The organism is Methylophilus sp. OH31, from assembly GCF_000576615.1.
Lineage (GTDB): Bacteria > Pseudomonadota > Gammaproteobacteria > Burkholderiales > Methylophilaceae > Methylophilus.
In genome coordinates this window covers 47,680-71,186 of sequence record NZ_BAUS01000011.1, presented here as the reverse complement: position 1 = coordinate 71,186, position 23,507 = coordinate 47,680, and the positions used below count along the sequence as shown (strand labels likewise).

At 51.5% G+C, this 23,507-nt stretch carries 23 protein-coding genes; 12 read left to right on the top strand and 11 right to left on the bottom strand.

The window, feature by feature from the left end:
- Positions 1–83: 83 nt before the first annotated feature.
- Positions 84–341: a hypothetical protein gene (locus OH31_RS12680; RefSeq protein ID WP_024931020.1), complete on the bottom strand. Its 258-nt coding sequence runs from the start codon at positions 339–341 to the stop codon at positions 84–86.
- A 56-nt stretch (positions 342–397) separates the two neighbouring features.
- Here OH31_RS12680 and OH31_RS12675 point away from each other — a divergent pair, with 56 nt between their 5' ends.
- The 4 genes from OH31_RS12675 to OH31_RS12660 all read left to right on the top strand — a co-directional run bounded on the left by OH31_RS12675 (position 398) and on the right by OH31_RS12660 (position 4,095).
- Positions 398–1,252, top strand: a complete 855-nt coding sequence (locus OH31_RS12675; RefSeq protein WP_242402289.1) for a LuxR C-terminal-related transcriptional regulator — start codon at positions 398–400, stop codon at positions 1,250–1,252.
- Positions 1,249–3,228, top strand: coding sequence for an ATP-binding protein (locus OH31_RS12670; RefSeq protein WP_024931018.1), 1,980 nt, complete (start codon positions 1,249–1,251; stop codon positions 3,226–3,228). The genes OH31_RS12675 and OH31_RS12670 overlap by 4 nt, the downstream gene beginning before the upstream one ends.
- Positions 3,225–3,683 (top strand): response regulator, encoded by a 459-nt coding sequence (locus OH31_RS12665; RefSeq protein WP_024931017.1) that lies wholly within the window; start codon positions 3,225–3,227, stop codon positions 3,681–3,683. The genes OH31_RS12670 and OH31_RS12665 overlap by 4 nt, the downstream gene beginning before the upstream one ends.
- A gap of 73 nt (positions 3,684–3,756) precedes the next feature.
- Positions 3,757–4,095, top strand: a complete 339-nt coding sequence (locus OH31_RS12660; RefSeq protein ID WP_024931016.1) for a PepSY domain-containing protein — start codon at positions 3,757–3,759, stop codon at positions 4,093–4,095.
- 3 nt (positions 4,096–4,098) lie between these two features.
- Here the strand turns inward: OH31_RS12660 and OH31_RS12655 are convergent, their stop codons facing one another.
- Genes OH31_RS12655 through OH31_RS12645 form a run of 3 tightly spaced genes read right to left on the bottom strand, consistent with a single transcriptional unit; the run spans position 4,099 to position 6,474 of the window.
- Entirely contained in the window at positions 4,099–5,472 is a 1,374-nt protein-coding gene (locus OH31_RS12655; RefSeq protein ID WP_024931015.1) for an ATP-binding protein, read from the bottom strand.
- Entirely contained in the window at positions 5,469–6,146 is a 678-nt protein-coding gene (locus OH31_RS12650; RefSeq protein ID WP_024931014.1) for a response regulator transcription factor, read from the bottom strand. The genes OH31_RS12655 and OH31_RS12650 overlap by 4 nt, the downstream gene beginning before the upstream one ends.
- 1 nt (position 6,147) lies before the next feature.
- Positions 6,148–6,474, bottom strand: a complete 327-nt coding sequence (locus OH31_RS12645; RefSeq protein ID WP_024931013.1) for a PepSY domain-containing protein — start codon at positions 6,472–6,474, stop codon at positions 6,148–6,150.
- A gap of 201 nt (positions 6,475–6,675) precedes the next feature.
- Between OH31_RS12645 and ribA the strand changes: the two genes are divergently transcribed.
- The 4 genes from ribA to OH31_RS12625 all read left to right on the top strand — a co-directional run bounded on the left by ribA (position 6,676) and on the right by OH31_RS12625 (position 9,697).
- Complete coding sequence (gene ribA, locus OH31_RS12640; protein ID WP_024931012.1) at positions 6,676–7,278, top strand: GTP cyclohydrolase II; 603 nt, start codon at positions 6,676–6,678, stop codon at positions 7,276–7,278.
- A 118-nt stretch (positions 7,279–7,396) separates the two neighbouring features.
- A complete protein-coding gene (locus tag OH31_RS12635; protein ID WP_024931011.1) occupies positions 7,397–8,668 on the top strand; it encodes an O-acetylhomoserine aminocarboxypropyltransferase/cysteine synthase family protein in 1,272 nt (423 codons plus the stop codon).
- 71 nt (positions 8,669–8,739) lie between these two features.
- Positions 8,740–9,288, top strand: a complete 549-nt coding sequence (locus tag OH31_RS12630) for a nucleotidyltransferase family protein (protein ID WP_024931010.1) — start codon at positions 8,740–8,742, stop codon at positions 9,286–9,288.
- Between the two features lie 40 nt (positions 9,289–9,328).
- Complete coding sequence (locus OH31_RS12625) at positions 9,329–9,697, top strand: MoaF C-terminal domain-containing protein (RefSeq protein WP_024931009.1); 369 nt, start codon at positions 9,329–9,331, stop codon at positions 9,695–9,697.
- Here the strand turns inward: OH31_RS12625 and OH31_RS12620 are convergent, their stop codons facing one another.
- The 6 genes from OH31_RS12620 to OH31_RS12595 form a co-directional block, all read right to left on the bottom strand.
- Positions 9,698–11,107 (bottom strand): GGDEF domain-containing protein, encoded by a 1,410-nt coding sequence (locus tag OH31_RS12620; protein ID WP_242402288.1) that lies wholly within the window; start codon positions 11,105–11,107, stop codon positions 9,698–9,700.
- Positions 11,108–11,349: 242 nt separating this feature from the next.
- Positions 11,350–12,327, bottom strand: coding sequence for a sulfate/molybdate ABC transporter ATP-binding protein (locus OH31_RS12615; protein WP_019882661.1), 978 nt, complete (start codon positions 12,325–12,327; stop codon positions 11,350–11,352).
- Between the two features lies 1 nt (position 12,328).
- Positions 12,329–13,219 (bottom strand): sulfate ABC transporter permease subunit CysW, encoded by an 891-nt coding sequence (gene cysW, locus OH31_RS12610; protein ID WP_024931007.1) that lies wholly within the window; start codon positions 13,217–13,219, stop codon positions 12,329–12,331.
- 56 nt (positions 13,220–13,275) lie between these two features.
- A complete protein-coding gene (gene cysT, locus OH31_RS12605) occupies positions 13,276–14,109 on the bottom strand; it encodes a sulfate ABC transporter permease subunit CysT (protein WP_024931006.1) in 834 nt (277 codons plus the stop codon).
- A 127-nt stretch (positions 14,110–14,236) separates the two neighbouring features.
- On the bottom strand, positions 14,237–15,106 hold the full coding sequence (locus tag OH31_RS12600; protein WP_019882664.1) for an EAL domain-containing protein: 870 nt from the start codon (positions 15,104–15,106) through the stop codon (positions 14,237–14,239).
- A 46-nt stretch (positions 15,107–15,152) separates the two neighbouring features.
- A complete protein-coding gene (locus OH31_RS12595) occupies positions 15,153–16,133 on the bottom strand; it encodes a sulfate ABC transporter substrate-binding protein (protein WP_024931005.1) in 981 nt (326 codons plus the stop codon).
- 411 nt (positions 16,134–16,544) lie between these two features.
- Here OH31_RS12595 and epsC point away from each other — a divergent pair, with 411 nt between their 5' ends.
- From epsC to OH31_RS12575, 4 genes are all read left to right on the top strand, one after another.
- Positions 16,545–17,447: a serine O-acetyltransferase EpsC gene (gene epsC, locus OH31_RS12590; RefSeq protein ID WP_019882667.1), complete on the top strand. Its 903-nt coding sequence runs from the start codon at positions 16,545–16,547 to the stop codon at positions 17,445–17,447.
- 58 nt (positions 17,448–17,505) lie between these two features.
- Complete coding sequence (locus OH31_RS12585; RefSeq protein WP_024931004.1) at positions 17,506–18,420, top strand: family 2A encapsulin nanocompartment shell protein; 915 nt, start codon at positions 17,506–17,508, stop codon at positions 18,418–18,420.
- Positions 18,407–20,308: a family 2A encapsulin nanocompartment cargo protein cysteine desulfurase gene (locus tag OH31_RS12580; RefSeq protein ID WP_024931003.1), complete on the top strand. Its 1,902-nt coding sequence runs from the start codon at positions 18,407–18,409 to the stop codon at positions 20,306–20,308. Before OH31_RS12585 ends, OH31_RS12580 begins: the two co-directional genes overlap by 14 nt.
- A 169-nt stretch (positions 20,309–20,477) precedes the next feature.
- A complete protein-coding gene (locus OH31_RS12575; protein ID WP_024931002.1) occupies positions 20,478–21,812 on the top strand; it encodes a TAXI family TRAP transporter solute-binding subunit in 1,335 nt (444 codons plus the stop codon).
- Positions 21,813–21,828: 16 nt separating this feature from the next.
- Here OH31_RS12575 and OH31_RS12570 read toward each other — a convergent pair whose 3' ends face one another.
- The gene (locus OH31_RS12570) at positions 21,829–23,457 is read right to left on the bottom strand and encodes a bifunctional diguanylate cyclase/phosphodiesterase (RefSeq protein ID WP_242402287.1); all 1,629 of its coding nucleotides are present in this window, start codon (positions 23,455–23,457) and stop codon (positions 21,829–21,831) included.
- Between the last annotated feature and the right edge of the window lie 50 nt (positions 23,458–23,507).

The following is a 23,507-nucleotide window of genomic DNA, read 5'->3' as shown; positions in this document are numbered from 1 at the left end:
TTTCGCTCCTACATAATTTGTTTGTGTATACACCTGTGGCAGGTGTAAGGCCATTATGTTCCAACAACCTTACGCAACACTGACTAGTAAGCGCGCTTGCCCAGGGAGTGCATTTTCAAGACTTGCTGCTGGTTTGTCTGGTCCACTCTCAGTGTGGCACCTACCCAGGCTTGATCAGCCTCTGCTTTGGCTACCACTGGTTGCTGGTATGCACGTTTTCCCAAAAACTGTACATGATGTGTATTGTGAACAGTTTCACCGGCATTGGTTTCAACTGCTTGTGCTGGCAAAGCCAGACTTAAACCCAGAATCATTGCTGCTACGGTTGTGAATGTACGCATGGTGTATCTCCTTTAAATTGTCATTCAGACAAGTTGTTCTGTTGGTGTGAATCTTGATGCATTCACGATGGATTGCATTTTGCCCGTCTATTGTCATCAAAAAATCTACCGATATAGGTAGTTCGGTATATACTAAACGGCATATGCCGAATGACAGCCCCCCACCGACAGAAAGTGCATTTGCCTTACGCAACTCGCTGAAACAAACACAAGTGCAAATGGCACATGACCGACTGTTTGAGCGACTTGGTCAGAAACTGTTCAACAGTGGCTGGTCAGAAGAACTGATGCAATGGTTGCTGGATGAAGTCTGCATGCAGTTTGGCGCACCACATGGCCTGATCAGCCAGCAACATGCCGGCGCATTAAAGATATTGGCACAGCGCGGCAAAACCTTCCCTATCGGTGCGCGCGTGCCCATGCTGGGCGCACTGGGGCAATGGCTCAAAGAGCCGCTACACTTTGAAGTGCATAGCCAGTTTGTACCCAGCTTGTGGACGCTGCAAACCAATAATGAGCCGACGCCATTACATTGTTATCACTTGCCGATCGCCTGCCAGCAACGCGCCGTTGGTTTACTCGGCCTTATCACCGGCAACCCCTTAAGTCCGGCCAGCTTGCAAGTGTTGCATAGCGTATGCGGCTTGCTGGGGTTTGCCCTGCAAGGACAGGCGCAAGCCAATAGCACCATTGATGACAGTTATCTGCAAAAACTTACGCCGCGTGAACGTGAGGTATTCGCCCTGTTACCTTCCGGCCCCAGCAACGCCGCGCTGGCACAAAAACTGGGGATTTCCCCGGGCACGGTTAAAATCCATATTGAACGGATTTTAAGCAAGCTGGACCTGAATGACCGCACGCAAGCTGCAGTCAAAGCGGTTGAAGCCGGGTTTAAGAGTGACGGTTTATGATGCAGCCACTATTCAACACCATGACCCAGCTCACCAGCCGCCTGAATCACTTATGGCAGGATTTATCGCTGACTACCAAAGGCATCGTCCTCAATGCTTTGCCGCTCACGGTGTTACTCGGCTCACTGGCCTTGATTTTTGAAAGTGAACAGCAGGCTGCCCTGCTGGAAAGACGCGTGCAAAACGCCCTGCAAATCCAGCAGGACATTCAAACCCTGCAAACCCTGTTACTCGAAGCCTCAACCGGTGTGCGCGATTTCCTGCTCACAGGTAACCGCCAGTTTCTGGGTGGTTATGAAAGTGCCAGGCAAAGTATGCCGCACCTGCTGAGCTCGCTGGAGCACAACCTGGATGACCGCTCGCAACAACACTTATTACAGGTGATTCACCCACTGGTGGCAAAAAACCTGGACGACCTGGCGATTCTCGCCAGCCATAGCGAAGACGAAGCCGATGAAGCCCTGATTGGTAAATTCAGCTCACAGGGCAATGCCTTGAATCAATTGCGTGCCCACCTTGACCGCATGAGCCTGCGCGAATCCACCATCGTCAACCAGGATAAAAAAGAAGTCATTTATGAACGCAAACGCAATTTACGCATCACGCTGATGGCCGTAATTGCAGGCGTGGTTGGCTCGCTGATTGGCGTCTGGCTGTTTACCCAAACCATTGTTGCCCGCGTCAAAACCATACGCGACAGCGCCATCCACCTGGTCAAGGGCGAGCCGCTGGCCCTGCCCAGCATTAGCCGTGATGAATTAGGTGAGCTCACCAGTGAGTTGGAACACGCCTCACAATTGCTGACCCAAAGCGCCCAGGAAGCGCACCTGGCGCGCGTAGAAGCGGAAGAAGCCAGTGCCGCCAAGAGTAACTTTTTATCACGTACCAGCCATGAGCTGCGCACGCCATTAAACGCGATTTTGGGCTTTGCGCAGATCCTCGAAAACGACTTGCCGGAAGGTCGGCAAAAAGACAGCGCCACGCTGATTCATAATGCCGGCCAACACTTACTGAAGCTGATTAACGAAGTACTGGATATTTCGCGCATTGAAAGTGGCGATATCAGCATGTCTATGGAAGTCATCGCCCTGAATTTACTGCTAGAAGAAGCTTATCACTACCTCAAACCGCTGGAAAAAGTACGCGATATCACCATAGAAACGCATTTCGAGCCTGATTTGAAAGTGTGCGCCGACCGTCAGCGCTTGCTGCAGGTGATTTTAAACCTGCTGGCCAATGCCTTGAAATACGGTCCGGAAAATACCAGTGTCAGCTTCAGCGCTTATCGGCAGCAAGGCCAAATCCGGGTGGATGTGCAGGATCAGGGCCAGGGGATTCCCGCCGCCCTGCGCTCGCGGCTATTCACACCGTTTGACCGGTTGGGCGCAGAACGCACAGTGACGGAAGGGACTGGTTTGGGACTGGTACTCAGCAAACAGCTGATGGATGCCATGGGCGGCCAGATTGGTGTGGCCGAAGCGCAAAGCCTGTTCTGGATCAGCCTGCCGGAAACCGGGCAGGCAATTCATAATTCCCTGCCGCAAGCCGAAGCAAGCACAGCACTGAACGCGCGCCCTGCTGCTGCCACCAGCCAGGCCAAGCGCCATATCCTGTATGTGGAAGATAACCATAGCAATCAGGCCTTGATAGAAGCCATTATGAGCAAGCATCGCCACCTTAAGCTGCACCTGGCGGCCAGCTTGCAGGAAAGCATGGTCTGGCTACGCGATATGCAGCCAGACTTACTATTGCTGGACCTGAACCTGCCTGATGGCTCGGGGGAGTCGCTTATTCAGCATATCCAGGCCAGCCGTCAGGACTTGCAAGCCACTCCCATCGTCGTGTTAAGTGCAGACGCCCTGCCGGACACCATACAGCGGCTTAACGCGCTGGGCATCACACATTACTTTACCAAGCCGTTGAATGTCGCGGCCTTTAACCAGTTACTGCTAAAACTCCTGCCCGAGACCCCATGAATATTGAACAATTACGTGCCTCTAAAATCCTGATTATTGACGATGCTGAAGCCAACTTACGTCTGCTTGAAGAGCTGCTGACCAAAGAAGGCTTTGAGCAGGTGATCAGCACCACGGATTCCACCAAAACCATGGACCTGGTGAATGCTTTCCAGCCCGACCTGATTTTGCTGGATTTAATGATGCCAGTGCTGGATGGTTTTGCCGTGCTCGACCAGCTCTCTCACCATGTCGGACCACATGATTTCTTGCCGGTGCTGGTACTGACCGCGGATGCGACCATTGCCACGCGGCGCAAAGCGCTGGCATTGGGTGCCAAAGACTTTTTAACCAAGCCGTTTGATCATATGGAAGCCATGCTCAGGGTATGGAACCTGCTGGAAACGCGCTGGTTATTTAATCAACTCAAAACGCACCAACCCAACTTACACTTGCCCAGCATGCACGAGAGTTAAGCCATGCATGAAAATTAAGCATGGATTAATCCGCGCCATGTATCGTGAATACTCAACACACAAGGAGAACACGATGCGTAAAGCCTCAAACAAATCCCTTAGCCTGCTCATGATTGCCCTGTTTTTAAGCGCGATGACCTGTCAGCCTGTACTGGCAGACGATGACGATGATGACGTACAAAAGATGTCTGAAAAAGCCAAAGCGTTTGGCCTGATTTCACATGAAGAAGCGCAAAGCAAAGCGCTGGCAGCCAAACCCGGCGTGGTGAAAGAAGTAGAGCTGGAACGCAGGAAATTTCGCGCTGGCTGGGACTACGAAGTTGAAATCGTCGATAGCAATGGTGCCGAATGGGAAGTCACTATTGATGCCAAAACCGGCAAGGTCAACAGTATCAACCGCGACTGGTTTTAAACCTTAAACGCTGGAGCCTGCCAAGGTAGGTGCCAGCGTCATCTTGATGCGCAAACCACCCAGTCGCTCAGAATGCGTGAGCGAAATCTGGCCGTGGTAATGGTGCACGATATCCTGCACGATCGCCAGCCCCAAGCCACTGCCTGGCTTGGATTCATCCATACGCATGCCACGCTGTAACAAAGTGTCCAAGGTCGGCGCACTGCTGCCGGGACCGTCATCTTCAACCACAATCTCAATAGTATCTTGTATGCTGTTTTGTACAGAAATATGCAGTTGTACCTGGCCGTGACACCATTTAAAAGCGTTATCAAGCACATTACCCAATAATTCCAGCATATCTTCACGGTCAACCATTAAACGTGCCTGACCATCATGTTGCCAGGCGAATGCCACGGTTTTATCACTGTAAATCTTCTGCAAAGTCGTCACCAGTTTGGGTAACTCCAGTTCCAGATCAGTCTGCTGGCTGGTGTAGGCATCGCCCATCAGCCGCGCGCGTTTTAACTCACGCTCCACATCGTGGTGTATGTCCTCGCTACAGTGCTGTATCATCTGCCGCAACTGCGTATCCCCTGCCTCTGATCCATTACCTGCCAGCAATTGCAGCTGCGCCAGGCGGGTTTTGAGTCCATGTGCCAGGTTACCTATCGCCAGGCGCGAGCGCCGGGTTTTCTGGCTGGTTGTTTTCAGGATACGGTTAAACTCGTTGACCAGCGGCATCACCTCAGCCGGGCCATTGGCACTGATCTGTTGCAACTCGCCACTGGCAACTTTTGCCAGGCTCTCCTTAATCTGTTGCAAAGGCTGCAGCGTATTGACGACAATCCAGCGCTGTAACGCCAGCAATGCCAGCAACCCCAGCAGGGAAAACACCCCATACAGCCAATGAAACAGGCGCAGGCTTTGCTGTAACTCAACCAGACTCTCTGCAATATAAATAGTGATGGTGTGTTGCTGTTTGCGGTAAGCATGCCCTAATAGCAGCAAGGGTTGCGACTCCGGGCCAGTGACATGGGTGACGCGTTCATCACCGACCTTGAGCGCGCTCACCGGCATATCGACATCCCACCAGGAGCGAGACTGTATCTTGTGGATGGCCTCCTTGCGCTCATTATCTAGCAGCACAATAAAATAGCGGCCTGAAAACGGTCGCTGGTAACTGCTTGTGATGAGTCGTGGCTCCAGCGCCAATTCGCCGCGCGCATTCACTGACACGCCTGCCAGCAGGCCCTCGGCTTCCTGTTGCATACGTGCCGTCATTTGCGACTGAACTAAATGGTCTATGGTAAAGGTGACCACCGCCCATTGCAGTGTCAGCAGGCCAACCAGGCTCAGCGTCAAGCCCAGCGACAACTGTCTGCGCAGCGACTTCATGCGTCCACACCTGGCATCAGACCGGTAAACGCATAGCCCTGGCCGCGCTTGGTCTGGATACGGTCGGCGCCGACTTTCTGCCGCAGGCGGTTGATATAGACCTCAATCACATTGCTGTCTTTGTCTGCATCATAGGCATAAACATGCTCGGTCAACTCGGTTTTAGAAAAAATCCGACCGGGATGTAACATCAGGTAGCGCAGTAACCTGAACTCGGTACCCGTCAATGCATGTGCGGTTTCGCCCTGCCAGACCGTCTGTGTCTGCTCGTCCAGGCTTAAATCTGCCACCACCAGTGCGCTATTCACCACGCCCACGCTGCGCTTATGCACCGCACCGATACGCGCCAGCAACTCCTCCATATGAAAAGGTTTGGTCACATAATCATCGGCTCCGAGGTTAAATGCCTCGACTTTCTCTTGCCAGCTGCTGCGCGCGGTTAATACAATCACCGGCATACTGTCTGCTTGTGCACGCCAAATGGCCAGCACGTCCAGGCCAGGCTTGCCAGGCAAGCCTAAATCCAGGATCGCCAGGTCATATGGCTCAAGCACGCCTTGTATACTGGCTTCGCCGCCTTCTTGCAGCCAGTCACAGGCATAACCCGCAGCCTTGAGTGCTTGCTGCGTCTGTGCGCCAAGCACAGCATCGTCTTCTACCAGCAGCAACCGCATATTAGTCGTCTTGCTCCATTTTCAGTAACTGTCCACTCTTGGCATCCAGTTTCAATTCCCACACCTGGCTCGCAGCATCCAGTATCTCAACCTCATAAATATAACGCCCGTGCTTTTTCTCCAGTTCGACCTCGAGAATCTCGCCGGGTTTATAGCTTTTGGCTTTTTGGGAGATTTTTTCCAGGCTCAAAATGTCGCCTTTCGCCGATAAGCGCCCGGCGTTGGCGGGGCTTTCACCCGAATCTGCGCGCGGCAGGTAAACCAGCGCAAGCAATACAAGCACTAGCGCGAAAAGCGCCATCCATATACGGCGTTGCATCCAAAACATAGGCTCAACACTCCTGAAAACCACCGAAATCGACCAAAGTTTAACAGTATTCATCTTAAACCAAGCTGAATTCCGTCCATCTGGCGGCCAGGCAAATGCATGACCGCATGTAAAGTACAGATTAATTGATGAGAGACACTTTAAAAAACGCACAACCGCTACAATATGAGATTGAGCCTTTAACACCGAATACGCACGCCCATGCTTTTTTTATCCCATACTTCCAGCGCCAGATTACCTACCCAGTTTGGTGCGTTTGATATCCATGTATTTACGGATAACCGCAATGGCGTGGAACATATTGCCTTGGCCTGCGGTGAACTGCAGCGTGCCAGCGAGCCACTGGTAAGAGTGCATTCTGAGTGTTTGACCGGTGATGTGTTTGGCTCCACACGTTGCGACTGCGGTGAACAACTGCATCACGCACAACGCCTGATCCAGGAAACTGGCCAGGGCTTGATTCTGTATTTAAAAAACCATGAAGGGCGCGGCATCGGCCTGACCAACAAAATGCGTGCCTATGCCTTGCAAGACCAGGGCATGGATACAGTAGAAGCCAATGTGGCACTAGGTTTACCGATTGACGCACGTACCTATGAGGCCGCTGCTGACATGCTGGGCTACTTTGAAATCAATCGCATCCGTTTGCTTTCTAATAACCAGGAAAAGCGATCCGCCTTGCAATCGTTAGGGATCAGTATTCATCAGCAAGTGCCGCTGCTGACCACACCGACCGCAGAAAATCTCAAGTACCTGCAAACCAAGTCCAGCAAACTGGGCCATATGATCCCAGACCTGGGATAACCAGCTGCCAGCCTCATAAATACTGGTTATAAGCCGCAAAGCAAATGTTATAAACCAGCCCTCATGGCGGGGCTATACTCCTTGTTCGTCACAATAAAACCTCAAGGAGAGACAGGCGATGCAGCAAGAGACGATATCCATCCATGGCGGCTATAGCCCCGACCCGACCACCAAGGCGGTGGCGGTGCCCGTGTATCAAACGACCTCTTACGCCTTTGACAACACCCAGCATGGCGCAGACCTGTTTGACCTCAAGGTACAGGGCAATATTTACACGCGCATCATGAACCCGACCACCGCCGTATTGGAGGAGCGCCTGGCGCAACTCGAAGGTGGCATAGGCGCATTGGCACTGGCCTCAGGCATGGCTGCAATCACTTATGCCATTCAAACCATTGCCGAGGCTGGCGACAATATTGTCTCAGTCTCTACGCTCTATGGCGGCACTTATAATTTATTTGCCCATACTCTGCCCAAGCAAGGCATAGAAGTCAGGTTTTTTGATTATCGCGACCCGGCCTCGCTGGAAAAGCTCATAGACAGCCGCACCAAACTGGTATTCGCCGAAACCATAGGTAACCCCTTGGGCAATGTGGTAGACCTCGCTGCCATTAGCGCCGCTGCGCATAAACATGGCGTGCCGGTGATTGTGGACAATACCGTTGCTACGCCTATCCTGGCAAAACCATTCGCGCATGGTGTCGATATTGTCGTACATTCGCTCACCAAATACATCGGTGGGCATGGCAACTCGATAGGCGGCATCATCGTCGATAGCGGCAAATTTCCGTGGGGTGAACATGCGGACAGATTTCCTAGCCTCAATACACCGGACCCAAGTTACCACGGCGTTAACTATGTAGAAGCACTCGGCCCTGCTGCCTACATCGCCCGTGCGCGCGTAGTGCCACTGCGTAACACAGGGGCCGCCATCAGTCCGTTTAACAGCTTTCTGATCCTGCAAGGGCTGGAAACACTGGCGCTGCGTATTGAGCGGCATAGTAGCAATGCCTTGGCGGTAGCCAATTACTTGCAGCAACACCCCAAGGTCAAATGGGTTAAATATGCCGGGCTGACAGACCATCCTGACCATGCCTTGGTGCAAAAATACCTGAAGGGGCAAGCTTCGGGGATATTGTCTTTTGGCGTGCAAGATGGGCTACAAGGCGGCACGCGTTTTATTGATGCACTGCAACTATTCACCCGCCTGGTGAATATCGGCGATGCCAAAAGCCTGGCCTGCCACCCGGCAACCACCACCCACCGTCAACTGAATGCTGAAGAACTCGCCCGCGCGGGAGTGAGTGAAGACATGGTAAGGCTGTCGGTAGGCATTGAGCATATTGACGACCTGATTGCTGACCTGGAGCAGGCGCTGGCCCAGGTCTAAATCATCCAGCATCACCTTGATGATTGCAGACGGCTTGTGTCAGTCTGCAATCATCGCTAAAGTGCTACGCCATGCAGCATACTTTCGTCGCAGATATTCTCACCAATCCCAATAACGCCAAAATACTGGCACGCTGGCATCACTTATCCCTGCCGGATAGCTGGCTGGTGGCAGGATGCCTGTTCCAAACGGTCTGGAACCGTTTGTCTGCCAAATCGCCGGAAGCTGACATCAAGGATTACGATATCTTCTACTTTGACGCCACGGATGTCTCTGCAGAAGCTGAACAGGCACGCCAGGAAGAAGCCAAGGCCCTCTTTCATGACCTCAATATCACGGTCGAGGTGTGCAACCAGGCCAGGGTACACTTGTGGTATGAAAGCCACTTTGGCTATCCCTACACCCAGTTACACAACAGCCAGCAAGGCATAGACCGCTTCCTGATTCCATCGACTTGTGTTGGCATCAATCCGGATGCGGTATATGCACCGCATGGCTTTGAGCCGCTCTATCAAGGCATTCTGTCCATCAATCCGCTGACGCCACATCGTGACCTTTACGAAAGCAAGGCCAACTCTTACCAGCAAAGATGGCCCTGGTTACGCCGTCTTGAATCATGATTTTAAACGCCCTATTTACTGCCCCTTCAGGAAATCACCTATGAAATCGCTGCCATTACTGATCACCACGATACTGCTCTCAAGCTTGGTCACCACAGCACATGCTGCCGATGCCTACCTCGGCCAGTTTCTTTACCAATATGACGGCGGCAGTATTTACCGGGTCACGGTCAAGGAAGCCAAATCCATGTCGTGGCTATGCATTAAGGGAGATGAAAAAGGCGCGCACGGTGTAGAAACACCTGAACGTTTTACCGTGGCCGACAAGGTTTACTTTGCAACCTGGGTAGAAAAAACAGGCATCAATGTCACCCAGGTCATCAACCTGAACACCATGAAGGTATATTCAACCATTATTGACGGCAAACAACGCTATGTAATTTCAGGCAACATCGTGCGTGAAAAATAATCACGCACTCATCATCACCCGGTTGCGGCCTGCATGCTTGGCCTGGTACAGCGCTTTATCTGCCTCGGCGATCACAGACTCATAGTCAATTTTGCCCTTGGCCAACGCGCCGCCGATACTGACGGTCAGCGCAATACTGTCGCCGCCCGGCGCCTGGATACGTGTTTGTGCGACCTTGCTGCGGATATTCTCTGCAACATGCATGGCCGTGGTCGCATCAGCCTCGACCAGAATCAATAGCATTTCTTCACCGCCATACCGGAATACAAAGTCTGATGGCCGCACAGACTCGGTCATTAAGGTCGCCACCTTTTGCAAAGCTATGTCCCCGGCAGCATGGCCATAGCTATCATTCACGGTTTTGAAGTGATCGAGGTCGAGAATCAGGATGGCAAAACCGATGGCGCCTGCACGTTTTTGCAAGGCAATTTCGCGCGATAACACGGTATGGATAAACCGTCGGTTCAACAACCGGGTCAGGCTGTCACGCGCGTTATCCAGCTCAATATGCGAATCAAAAATCTCATTAATGACAAATTTGATTTTGACCAGGTCCTGCTGAATCAACTGGAATTGGCTGCCAATCGCCGCGCGGTCATCATACTGCGTGGTTTCAAGGTTTGGCAAAATCTGCTGATCAATTTTAGCGATACATTCGGCAATATTTTGTAACTTGGGGGTGCGTTCAAACATCAGGCTGGCTTTATGCAAAAACCACATGCCAAATTCAGACTTGGCCAGTCGTGGCAAACCGATATCGGAGGGGCTATAAAACCAGGCCAGGATATTGCGCTCCCATTCGGTGAGAAATGCGCGTTGACGCTCTCTTTCCATGGCGATATTGCTGCCTATCACCGCCAGCCGATAGGACTCATCAAGCCGTGTTTGATCAGAAATCGACTGCATATAGCCATGGTTGCGAATCTCGTACGACAGGCCGATCAGATGATTCACATACATCACCGACTGCATTTTTTCCTGGTCTGTCCACGCTTGCATGAGGATATGCCGCAAAATACAGGCATTGATCATGCGCAGGCTTTTCGACACCGAATGCGCCGGGTAGCCAACGCGCGACAATTTCATGCCTAGCGCATGCTGCTCCTGCACGAAGTGGTTTACATCTGAAAACTGCATGCTAAACAGCTGATACACCCACTCTTCAAACACGGCCGTCCATTTGGCGCGCATCTCATCCGTATTAAGCACCTTGCTCAATATCGGGTCGGTGCTCAGATAATGCCGGTAACCGGTGAGTAACTCCTGCATATTGTCGCTGATCAAGTCATAGACTTGCTTAATCACCGCAGGCGGAGTGCCCGTGATAATAGCCTGCCATTCTTCAGTGACCAGCATTTGAGCATATTCTGGAAGATTACCAGTATCAGGGGTGTGTTCGTCGTACGTCATCGCTTTACCATTGATTTCTCATATGCACCACCATGGCTAACATAATGTTAGCAAGTATCATGGAGTGACAAGACATGATAACGTTATTCTATTTATGTCATTAAACATTGATTTAATTTAATATTTAATAACAAAAAGTCAATCATTATCATTTAAATCTGAATAAGAATAGACTAGAGTAGATAAAAAAACAGGCGAGCACGTTGCTCGCCTGCATCATTTATTTAGCAATGAATCACTATTTAAAACACACGCAGTTGTGTCGGCTTCAGATACACCGTTTCACCTTGCTGGAAATTCAACTGGTTAAACTGTTCACGTCCAAGCTCAACATCCACATATTGCTCATTGTCTGTACGCTTGATTTCGAGGCGCACCAGAGAGCCGACAGAATGCACATAGGTTAAGGCACCAGGGATGCTGTTGGCTTCTGCCACGCGGCTCACGGCAATTTCATACGGGCGCACAAAGCCTTTGCCTTGCGGCGTTTCGAACGCATTCACATTGCCCAAAAACTCATACACAAAAGGCGTGGCTGGCTGGTCGTAAACACCTTGCGGTGAACCTACCTGCTCTACCTGGCCGTGATTCATGACCACGATGGTATCCGCTACCTCCAGCGCTTCTTCCTGATCGTGCGTCACAAACACACTGGTGACATGCAACTCATCGTGCAGGCGACGCAACCAGCGGCGCAGGTCTTTACGCACTTTGGCATCCAGCGCGCCAAACGGCTCGTCCAGCAACAAGACTTTCGGCTCGACTGCCAGGGCGCGCGCCAGGGCGATACGCTGACGCTGGCCACCGGATAATTGCGGTGGATAGCGATCTGCCAGCCAGTCGAGTTGTACTAACTTGAGTAAATCATGCACGCGTTTCTTGATTTCAGCATCTGACGGGCGGGTCTCTTTTGGACGCACGCGCAGGCCAAAAGCCACGTTCTCGAACACTGTCATATGGCGGAACAGTGCATAGTGCTGGAATACAAACCCTACCTGGCGCTCACGCACATCACGATGCGTGGTATCCACGCCATCAAACAGCACTTGGCCGCTATCAGGGGATTCCAGGCCAGCAATAATGCGCAACAAGGTGGTTTTACCGCAACCGGAAGGGCCCAGCAGTGCGACCAGCTCGCCAGACGGCACTTGCAGGTTGATGTCACGCAGCGCGCTAAACTGGCCAAAGCCTTTGTTAATGTGTTGAATGGTAATGCTCATCTTAAGCCGTCACTTCCTTTTCAATATTGGCGGCATCACGCGAAGCCTGCCATTCGACATAGGTTTTTAAAACCAGGGTCACCAGCGCCAGCAACGTCAGCAATGAAGCAACAGCAAACGCAGCGGCATAGTTATATTCGTTGTACAAAATCTCGACATGCAGCGGCATGGTGTTGGTCAGGCCACGGATATGCCCAGACACTACAGACACGGCACCAAACTCACCCATCGCCCGCGCATTGGTCAGAATCACACCGTAAATCAACCCCCACTTCACATTAGGCAAGGTCACGTGCCACAGCATTTTCCAGCCGGAGGCGCCTAATACTAAGGCCGCCTCCTCCTCTTCTTTGCCTTGCGCCTGCATCAGCGGAATCAACTCACGTGCCACAAACGGGAAAGTCACAAAAATGGTCGCCAGTACAATGCCAGGCACCGCAAAGACCACTTTCAGGTCATGATCAATTAACCACTCGCCAAACCAGCCTTGCAGGCCAAAAATCAGCACAAAGATCAAACCGGCAATCACCGGCGATACGGCAAATGGCAAATCAATCAAGGTAATCAGAAAGCTCTTGCCTCTAAAGTCGAATTTGGTAATTGCCCAGGCCGCGGCAACACCAAATACCAAATTAAGTGGCACCGATATCAGGGAAGCAATCAGGGTTAGCTTCATGGCTGACAAGGCATCTGCCTCGGTAATCGCCGCCAGATAGACGCCCCAACCTTTACGCAAGGCCTCAGAAAACACGGCGGCCAGCGGAATCAGCAAAAACAGCCCCAAAAAAGCAAGGGCCAGCCCGATCAGGCCCCAGCGTACCCAGGCAGGCTCAGAGGTTGCTCGTTTAAAAGCCACTTTGCCCTGATATTGTTGAAATTGTGTGTTATGCATAAACTTTCTATTCAATTAAATATTGAGCCAGCGCAGTCATTTACCGGCACAGCCAATTATTTATTGCCATGGCGATGATTGCTCCACCACTGCAATAGATTGATCAGCAGCAGCAAAACGAAAGAAATCACCAGCATCACTACTGCAATCGCGGTCGCTCCAGCGTAATCGTATTGCTCCAGCTTGGTAATAATCATCAGTGGCGTAATCTCAGAGATCATCGGCATATTGCCTGCAATAAAGATCACCGAACCGTACTCACCCACGGCGCGGGCGAATGCCAGCGAAAAACCGGTGAGCAATGCAGGCCAGATAGCTGGCAGGATAATTTTGTAAAAGGTTTGCCAACGGTTGGCACCCAGGCTGGCAGCGGCTTCTTCAGCCTCTGCACTGAAATCCTCCAGCACAGGCTGCACCGTACGCACGACAAATGGCAGACCGATGAAGGTGAGTGCCACCACGACGCCCAGCGGCGTAAAGGCCACTTTAATACCATGTGGTTCCAGCCACTGGCCTAACCAGCCATTCGGCGCATAAATCGCGGTCAATGCGATACCGGCAACGGCAGTGGGCAAGGCAAAGGGCAAGTCAACCAGGGCATCGAGCACTTTTTTGCCAAAGAACTGGTAACGCACCAGCACCCAGGCGGTCAGTAAGCCGAACACCAGGTTAATCACGGCAGCCAGCAATGAGGCACCAAAAGTCAGTTTATAGGTAGCGACTACCCGTGGCGTGGTCACTACAGCCCAAAATTCATGCCAGCTCAGCTCAGTGGTGCGTAGAAAAACAGCGGCTAGCGGGATCAATACAATCAGGCTTAAATAAACCAGCGTGACCCCCAATGACAGCCCGAAGCCGGGAAGTAGATGTTTCTTTTTTTGTGATGCCATGTTGTGTAGTGACAAGGTTGTGTGGTGACAAGTGTAAACAGGCGCTAATGTAGCTGGATTCTTTTAAATCTCAAAAGAATAGATAATCATTAATTTATAAGCGCCTGTTATATTGAAGAAGGGATGATTACGCTACTTTAGGTGAACGGTGCTGGTATTGGTCATTAATGACCTTGGCCACTACCGGCGCCGCCAATAAATTACCTTGCAGCACGGTCGCGCCAGAAGCAATTGCAATATCCAGTTGCTGCTGTGTTTCTATACCAAGAATCACCGGGATGCTGCCCAAATCCTGCACGGTCGCCACCAGGCCTTTGAGGGCTTTGGCTAACGCTGGTTGTTGTGCTGCCTGATGAATGACCGACACATCAAACTTGATGTAGTCATGATGGGCATTCCATAAACGGTACAACTTACTCTGATGGCCGCCCACATGGTCAAACGCAATCTGATAGCCCAGCGCACGGTAGTTCTCGATGGCAGAAATCAGGTGCTTGTCCTGCTCAATCAGGGACTCGTTAATCTCGAGCACGACACGATGCGTAGGCACTGAGTATTTATGCAGGATCTGCTCAAACACCTTGCCGTGTGCGCTGACTTCAAGCAGCAACTTGGGGTGCACGTTCAAAAACAGCAAACCATTTTCCTGATGAATCGCACGATAGTTCAACACGTGCTGCGAGCGGCAGACGCGGTCAAACTGTACCAGCTTGCCGGATTGCTCGGCATAGGTGAATGCAAACTCAGGCGTACTGCCCAGCGTGCCAAACAAAGATGGGCGGATCAAGGCTTCGTAGCCGTAGATATCGCCTTGTTTGGCATCATAAATAGGCTGAAAAGCCGTTTTGAGATGCACGCCGATAAAGGTACTCTCATACTCACCCGAACTGGCTTCTAACAGCCCCAACTCTTCCAGATCCAGCGACAGCGCCTGCTTTAACTCGGCGCGTAACTGTACGACATGTTCTGGTTCCTGATTTGATTGACGTTGCGTCATCGTGACTCCTTCCTGCGAGACTACTTTGTACTTCTGAAAAATCTGCTTACTTCTGGTAAATCTGGTCGAAAATACCGCCATCGCTAAAATGCGTGTTTTCAGCCTCGTTCCAACTACCAAATACCTGCTTGACCGTGAACGTATGTAACTTCTTGAATGCCGGTTGCGCCACTTCGCTCACTTGCGGACGCAAATAATGCTTGGCGGCCAGCGCTTGCCCTTGTGGTGAGAAATGGAACTCGAGATAAGCCTGCGCTACTTTGCGTGTGCCTTTTTTATCGACCACTTTATCCACCAATGACACCGGATTCTCGGCCAATACGGTCACAGACGGATACACCACTTCATATTTGTCCTCACCCAGTTCTTTTTGCAACAGGTAGACTTCATTTTCAAACGTCACCAGCACATCGCCGATTTCACGCTGGGCAAAAGTGGTGGTCGCACCACGGCCGCCGGTATCCAGTACGGGCACATGCTTGAACAACTCTGTCACAAACTGGCGCGCTTTCACTGCATCGCCGCCTTTTTGTGTGATATAGCCCCAGGCCGCCAGATAACTATATTTACCGTTACCGGACGTCTTAGGGTTAGGAATCACCGAAGTCACGCCTGGACGCACCAGGTCATCCCAGTCTTTGACTTGTTTAGGATTGCCTTTACGCACCAGAAATACCGTTGGTGAAGCACTGGGCACGCTATTATTGGGTAAACGTGTTTGCCAGTTGGCCGGGATCAGTTTGCCTTTTTGTGCCAGGATATCAATGTCGGCACTACGGTTCATGGTAATCACATCTGCCGGCAAGCCGTCGACCACGGAGCGCGCCTGTTTGGTTGAGCCGCCGTGTGACTGGTTGATGGTCACCGTTTCGCCAGTTTTCTCTTTCCAGTACTGCACAAACGCCGGATTGAAATCCTTATAAAATTCCCTGGTCACATCATAAGACGCATTCAACAACTCGGCGGCTTGCAGTGACACACTGCTCAACAACACGGCCAGTAAGGCACTGCGCAACACAAACGGCATACATAACTCCCTTATTATTTTGAAACTGGCCTGAACTATACCGACAATCCCATATTTTTAAAAAGAATAAAAAATAATATATTTATAATATAAAAATATATATAAAAAGGCAGATAAGTGGCCTCTACTGCATTGCAAATGCTGATGCAGTAGAGTAATTTTATAGGGGCAAAAGGGTTGCTTAAATCAATGTTGCAGCACCTTTTGCAAGCCCGCCCACTAAATAACCAAATGGAATAAGCAAATAATCAATAATTATTTGACTTCGACCCTGTTCAATTACAGCCGTTTATTTTATAGTGGGCGAATATTAAAGCTGACTAGACCACTAGAAGCCAGTTTGCACTATTCGTGCAGCTGGCTTTTTGCGTTTTTAGCAGCTAAAACGGATACTGACAGGACAAATTGACGATGCAAGAAATCGCGATTGAGCACATCGTGCAAGAACTGGCCAACATACGAGAAAGCGCGTTACAACAACGCCAGCGCTTATCACAACCACCGAAACTCCCTTCTCGCAAGGCCTTGGGTCAATGCGTAGAATGGCTGGCAGCAGCCCTATTCCCCAATCGGCTGGGCGATCCTGACATTCAGGCCAATGCCATTAATTTCTACGTCGGGACAACGCTGGATAAAGCACTGCGAGAGTTACAGCATCAGATTCGCCTGGAACTGGCCTTCAAGTCGCCCAGTGAACCGATCAACCAGTTTCGCACGCAAGCACATAATTTCACCGCCCAGTTTTCAGAGCAATTACCTCATATCCGTTTGCAACTGGATACAGATCTGGAGGCCGCCTACCAGGGCGACCCGGCAGCAGACAGTGTGGATGAAATCCTGGTCAGCTACCCCGGCATCCTGGCCTTGATTCATTACCGCATTGCTCATGTACTGCATGGCCTGGGGCTGACCATTATTGCGCGTTTAATGACCGAAATTGCCCATTCGCAAACGGGGATTGATATCCATCCTGGTGCGCAAATTGGGGATCACTTTTTTATCGACCATGGCACGGGCGTCGTGATTGGCGAAACCGCCATTATTGGCAGTCATGTCCGCCTGTATCAGGCCGTGACATTGGGTGCCAAAAACTTTCCCAAAGATGCCAATGGCCATCTGGTCAAAAAGTTTGAACGTCACCCGATTCTGGAGGACCACGTAGTGGTGTATGCCGGTGCCACGATTCTAGGCCGCATCACGATCGGCAAACATTCCATTATTGGCGGCAATGTCTGGGTCACCCGCAGCGTGCCCGCCAATAGTCATGTCACACAAGCACACTCGGATGCCAAACCGATTCCGGTGGCTGCTTGATTTTTAACCACTCAGTTTTTAGCCGCTAATTAATTAGTTTAATAAGGAGAATAATCGTATGTCTGAACAACCCACCCAAAGCGCCTTAGGCGATGTCGCCGCACGAACGCTTGCCAATGCCACCAAATCGGTGCCCATGCTCAGCACCATCAGCCCACGCTGGCTGGTGCATTTGCTCAATTGGGTACCGGTAGAAGCTGGTATTTACCGCGTCAACAAGGCCAAAGATCCTAACGCCATTACGGTCGATTGCTCTAACAAAGACGAAAAAGAATTGCCAGCGACTTTTGTCGACTACGAAGAATGGGGCCGTGAATATGTGTTGAATGCCGTCAACACCGTGGTAGACGTACATACCCGCGTGTCTGACCTTTACAGCAGCCCGCACAACCAGATTAAAGAGCAATTGCGCCTGACCATTGAAGTGGTGAAAGAGCGTCAGGAAAGCGAACTGATCAATAACAAGGAATACGGCCTGCTGAACAACGTGGCCAAGTCACAAACGGTAAAAACCCGTAACGGCTTCCCTACCCCGGACGACCTGGATGAATTGCTGACCAAAGTCTGGAAAGAGCCTGCGTTCTTCCTGGCGCACCCGAAAGCGATTGCTGCCTTTGGCCGTGAGTGCACCCGTCGCGGCGTGCCACCACCAACCGTGTCCCTGTTTGGCTCACAATTCCTGACCTGGCGCGGCGTACCGCTGATTCCTAGCGACAAACTGCCTATCGCCAATGGCAAATCCAAAATCCTGCTGTTGCGCGTAGGCGAAAGCAAACAAGGCGTGATTGGCTTGTATCAACCGAACCTGCCAGGTCAACAAACCATGGGCTTGTCTGTGCGCTTCATGGGTATCAACCATAAAGCGATTGCGTCCTACCTGGTCTCCCTGTATTGCTCACTGGCAGTGCTGACCGAAGATGCGATTGCCGTACTGGAAGATGTCGGAGTTGACCATTACTATGACTACAAGTAATTCTATCGATTTAGCGAGCTTTGAGCCGGAGGCGATATTAGCCTCACTGCCGGGTGAGCATCCGAAGATGACGGCTGCGCTGGGCGTGGGTCGCGAACTGGAAAACACAGGGGTGCTGGATACCGCCACCCTGACGCAACTGGTAAATGATCTTTACGCCGAGGGCTTTCCGGCCACCGCCCCGTTTGCCGCAGCAGACTTTGCGCAATCATTGGCCGCTGGACATACACCACAACCGTCTGTGCCAGCCACTGACTCATTGACCACGAAACTGGGCAATGCAGGGGGCAGCTCTTTGGGCGTATCGTCACCTAGCTACGTTCAGTCGCAAGTGCAACCCGTTACGCTGGAAACACAGGCGCAGCAACTCACTTACGCGCCTGGCGTGGAAACATTGGCCAGTGATCCGCTGCATAACCATCCGGCACACCTGAATGTGTTGCAGCCTGACGCCGCTTACCTGGCACCGGCCGCATTTGCCGGGCTGGGCATTGAGATTCCCTATCAGCAGGAGCTTGATCGCTGGTTGGGCACAGGTACGGGCCAGTCTCCGTCATCAGCAGCATCCACGCAACCGGCCAACAAACCATCTGCGGGCAGCGCGCAATCATTCTATTTTTTGCAAACTGAGCCAGCCGTCATCGGTAGCCTGCCCGCCTCTGCGCATCCAGCCTTTGATGTGCATGCCGTGCGCCGCGATTTCCCGATTCTGAACGAGCGCGTCAACGGTCGTCAGTTAGTCTGGTTTGATAACGCCGCAACCACGCATAAACCCCAGGTAGTCATAGACCGTATCAGCTATTTCTATCAACACGAAAACTCCAATATTCACCGTGCTGCGCATGAACTGGCGGCGCGTGCGACGGATGCTTATGAAGATGCGCGTGAAACCGTGCGCCGCTTTATCAATGCACCGTCGGTGAATAACGTGATTTTTGTACGTGGTACCACCGAGGCCATTAACCTGGTGGCCAAAACCTGGGGCAAGAAACATCTGGGCGCTGGTGACGAGATTGTGGTCTCCAACCTTGAGCATCACGCCAATATCGTGCCCTGGCAGCAGCTATGCCAGGAAACAGGCGCGGTGATCAAGGTGATTCCGGTCGATGATAGTGGGCAGATCTTGCTGGAGGAATACCAGAAATTGCTGACGGCAAAAACCAAGCTGGTGTCTTTCACGCAAGTGTCGAATGCTTTGGGCACCGTCACGCCGGCGCAGGAAATGATTGCCATGGCACACCGGGTTGGCGCCAAGGTATTACTGGACGGCGCACAATCCGTCTCGCATCTGCGTACGGACGTGCAAACGCTGGATGCTGACTTTTTTGTGTTCTCCGGACACAAGATTTTCGGCCCAACCGGTATTGGTGCGCTGTATGGCAAAGCAGACGTGTTGCAAGACATGCCTGCCTGGCAAGGTGGCGGTAATATGATTCAAGATGTCACCTTTGAAAAAACGGTGTATCACCCAGCGCCAGCCAAGTTTGAAGCAGGCACCGGCAACATCGCGGATGCCGTGGGTTTAGGCGCAGCACTGAAATATGTGGAACGCCTGGGCATTGAGAACATCGCTGCCTACGAGCATGCTTTGCTTGAATACGCGACCGCAGCCATGAGCCAGATCCCCAACCTGCGTTTGATTGGTACCGCCAAACACAAAGCCAGCGTGCTGTCATTTGCACTCAAAGGCTACCAGAGTGAAGAAGTCGGTGCAGCGCTGAATGAAGAAGGCATTGCCGTGCGTTCTGGCCATCATTGCGCGCAACCCATCTTGCGCCGCTTTGGTGTCGAAACCACGGTGCGTCCTTCATTGGCGTTTTACAACACCTATGAAGAAATTGACCGCATGATTGCGGTGTTGCAGCGTTTGGCGTCTTATCACGCTTAAGCGCACGTAATCTCGGCCGCAACGGGCGTACAGTGGCACATCACTGTACGCCCTTTTTGTTTGCTCACACGCTTCTGTTGTGACATTCTGTGCAAGCCTCTGTAAAATCACTCACACCAGCCCACAGGGTTGAGGCTCCCTACAATCAGGTATCAATAAAAGCTGACCGATGAAATTTGATCCGCGCAATAACAAATTCACTGCAATTTTTACCAGAGAAATGCTGGAGGCCACACTGCCTTCAGTTCTGCTGATCTGCCTGGCCCTGTTTTTTGCCTACAAATTCATAGACCCGGCGCCACCACGTAAGATTGTGATCGCTACCGGTGAAGCCGATTTAAACTACAACGCCTATGCCGCTATCTACGGCGTCTACTTGCAAAAGGAAGGCATCACGCTGGAGTTGCGCAAAACGTCAGGCGACACGGAAAACCTGCGTTTGCTCAAAGATCCGGAGTCCGACGTCGATATTGCCTTTATCCAGGATGGCATGGCCCATAGCGAAGGTGCGGGCTCATTGCTATCGCTAGGCAGCTTGTATTATCAGCCGGTATGGATTTTTTGCCGCTGCAAAGCCACTACCACGCATTTATCAGCGCTCAAAGGCAAACGTATTGCTATCGGCTATGCTGGTAATGGCACCCATACCCTGGTAAGCACACTACTCACAGAAAGTGGCATTAACAATAGCAATACCAAGCTCGTGTCTATTGGCGGCGAAGAAGCCGCGACTGCGCTAAGACAGGGCAAACTGGATGCCGCACTGTTTGTGGATGTCGCCAATTCTGGCATGATTCACGAAATGGTGACTGACAAACGCCTGCGCTTGCTGAGCATGGATACCGCAGAAGCTTTTTCACGAAAATTCGCCTTTATGCACCATCTGGTGCTGCCTGAAGGCGCCATGGACCTGGCGCGCAACATTCCGGGGCATGATGTGCACTTAGTAGCGCCTACAGCCACGCTGGTAGTGAAAGAAAGCATGCACCCTGCCCTGGCCTATCTGATGATGAAAGTGATTGCCGAGGTACATGGCGGCCCTAGCCTGTTTAATACCAAAGGCGAGTTTCCTTCAGCCAAAGATACCGACTTCCCGCTGAGTACGCAGGCGCTTAACTTTTACAAATCCGGCTTACCGATTATTGATAAATACCTGCCGTTCTGGGCCGCGACATTTGTGAACCGTACTTTGATTGTGATCTTGCCATTACTGGCTTTATTGATCCCGCTGACCAAGATTATCCCGATGGTGTATGTGTGGCTGGTCAAACGCAAACTCTTCCGTTATTACGGCGAGTTGCGCTTTCTTGATACCCAATTACAAGAGATCAAGAGTGCTGCAGATGTAGAGGAATGCCTGGAAAAACTCAATGAAATTGAAGCGAAAGTGGTCAATGTGAAATTACCAGTGCCATTCTCACAATATGCTTATGAGTTACGTGCGCATATTGAACTGGTCAGGTCAAAGCTCAATCATCACAAGTTTCAACCAGCATCCGTTTAAATGCCAGGCGACACACTTATGTGCGCCTGGCGCTGACCCATTGCTGCAATGCCTGCGCTTCCATCGGCTTGGCGTATAAATACCCTTGTACCAGATCACAGCCCAGGCTTTTCAGGTATTCAGCTTGAGCTTCCGTCTCCACGCCTTCTGCCACGATCTGGTAATGCAAGTTTTTGCCGAGCACGACAATCGCACTGGTGACCGCTTCTGAACGCTCTTTGCCAGGCACGTCATTGACAAAAGAACGATCCACTTTTAAATAATCGCCGGGGATATCACGCAAGTAAGCCAGGCATGAATAGCCAGTGCCAAAATCATCAATCGCCAGTTTGACCCCAAGCTGTTTTAGCGCCTGCAAACTATCGGTGCCCTTGCAATCAGAATGAATCAGCGCACTCTCGGTCAGCTCAATCACCAGGCGTTCTGCGGACAGGCCGGTTTCGCGCAAAACTTGCAACACATAATCGGTAAATCCCGGCGAGCGCAGTTGCATGGGAGAAACATTGACTGACACTTTGACCTTGCTCAACGCCCCCTCTTGCCAGGCGGCCACCTGCTGGCAGGCCGCTTTAAGCACCCAGGCACCCATAGGCACAATCAGGCCGGTTAGCTCTGCTACACCAATAAATTTGGCGGGCGGTACCACGCCTTGTTGCGGATGTTGCCAGCGAATCAAGGCTTCTACACCGACCAGTTCGCCGGTCATAAAATTCAGCTGCGGCTGGTAAACCAGGTAAAACTCCTGATGTGCAATCGCCGCCTCCAGCTCGCTGGCAAATGCCAGGTCTTCAGGTGGCAAGACTTGCTCATGCATCACGCCTTTGCGGTAATAAGTAAAAGTCATGATACAGACGACGGAAATCAATGCCAGCGTGATGATCAACGGTGTCAAACGGTAATCATGCTTAAAATAAACACCAACACCACCGAGGACGATCGCGCATAAAAACAGCAAACTGACGATCCAGCGCAGATGCTTACCGGTGTCGTCCATCAATAACAGATAGCTCATTGAGGTTTGCGACACCTGCTTGGCAAGCAAGGCAGAGGCACAAAGCAAGCCGCCCAAACAAGACAGCAGAGACAGCTGGCCATAAGCATCCGGGATACCATATGCTCGCGCCAGTAAACCAGTCACCGGCATCAGCAACGCGACACTGAGTACCGCCTGGCTTGCGCGGTTACATTGAAAGTGGCATAACAAAAAGCCTGCGATCACCAGCAACGACATGCCGAAATCGGTCGCAATCTGGCCATGGCTGACCACTTGTGAAAAACTGTTGATGGAAGCAATATGACTAAAAGAGGCGTGGCTGTTTAATAGCCAATAAGTTTGCAGCATATAGCCGAGTAACACGCTGCCAATCAGCCAGCCGATCAGAGGATGCTCACGCCTGGTGTCGTAAATGACGCGCAAACTCACCGCGACAAAAATGAGGTAGCTCACACTCTGCAACACACTTAATTCAAAGGTGTGGTGCAACTCACTCAATGGGAAACCTAGCAGCACGCTCACAATGCTGGCAAGCGCCAGCCAAGGAGAGTACTTCTGTACTGTTCTAAGAAATCGATGCCGCATGTACTGGCGTTGCGTTGTACATTCCTGAACAGTTACAGCTGACCAGTCAATGCTGGATACTGACATGTTGCCCCCTGTCGCTATCTATTATTATTGCCTGCGCTGGCAGGCAGTTT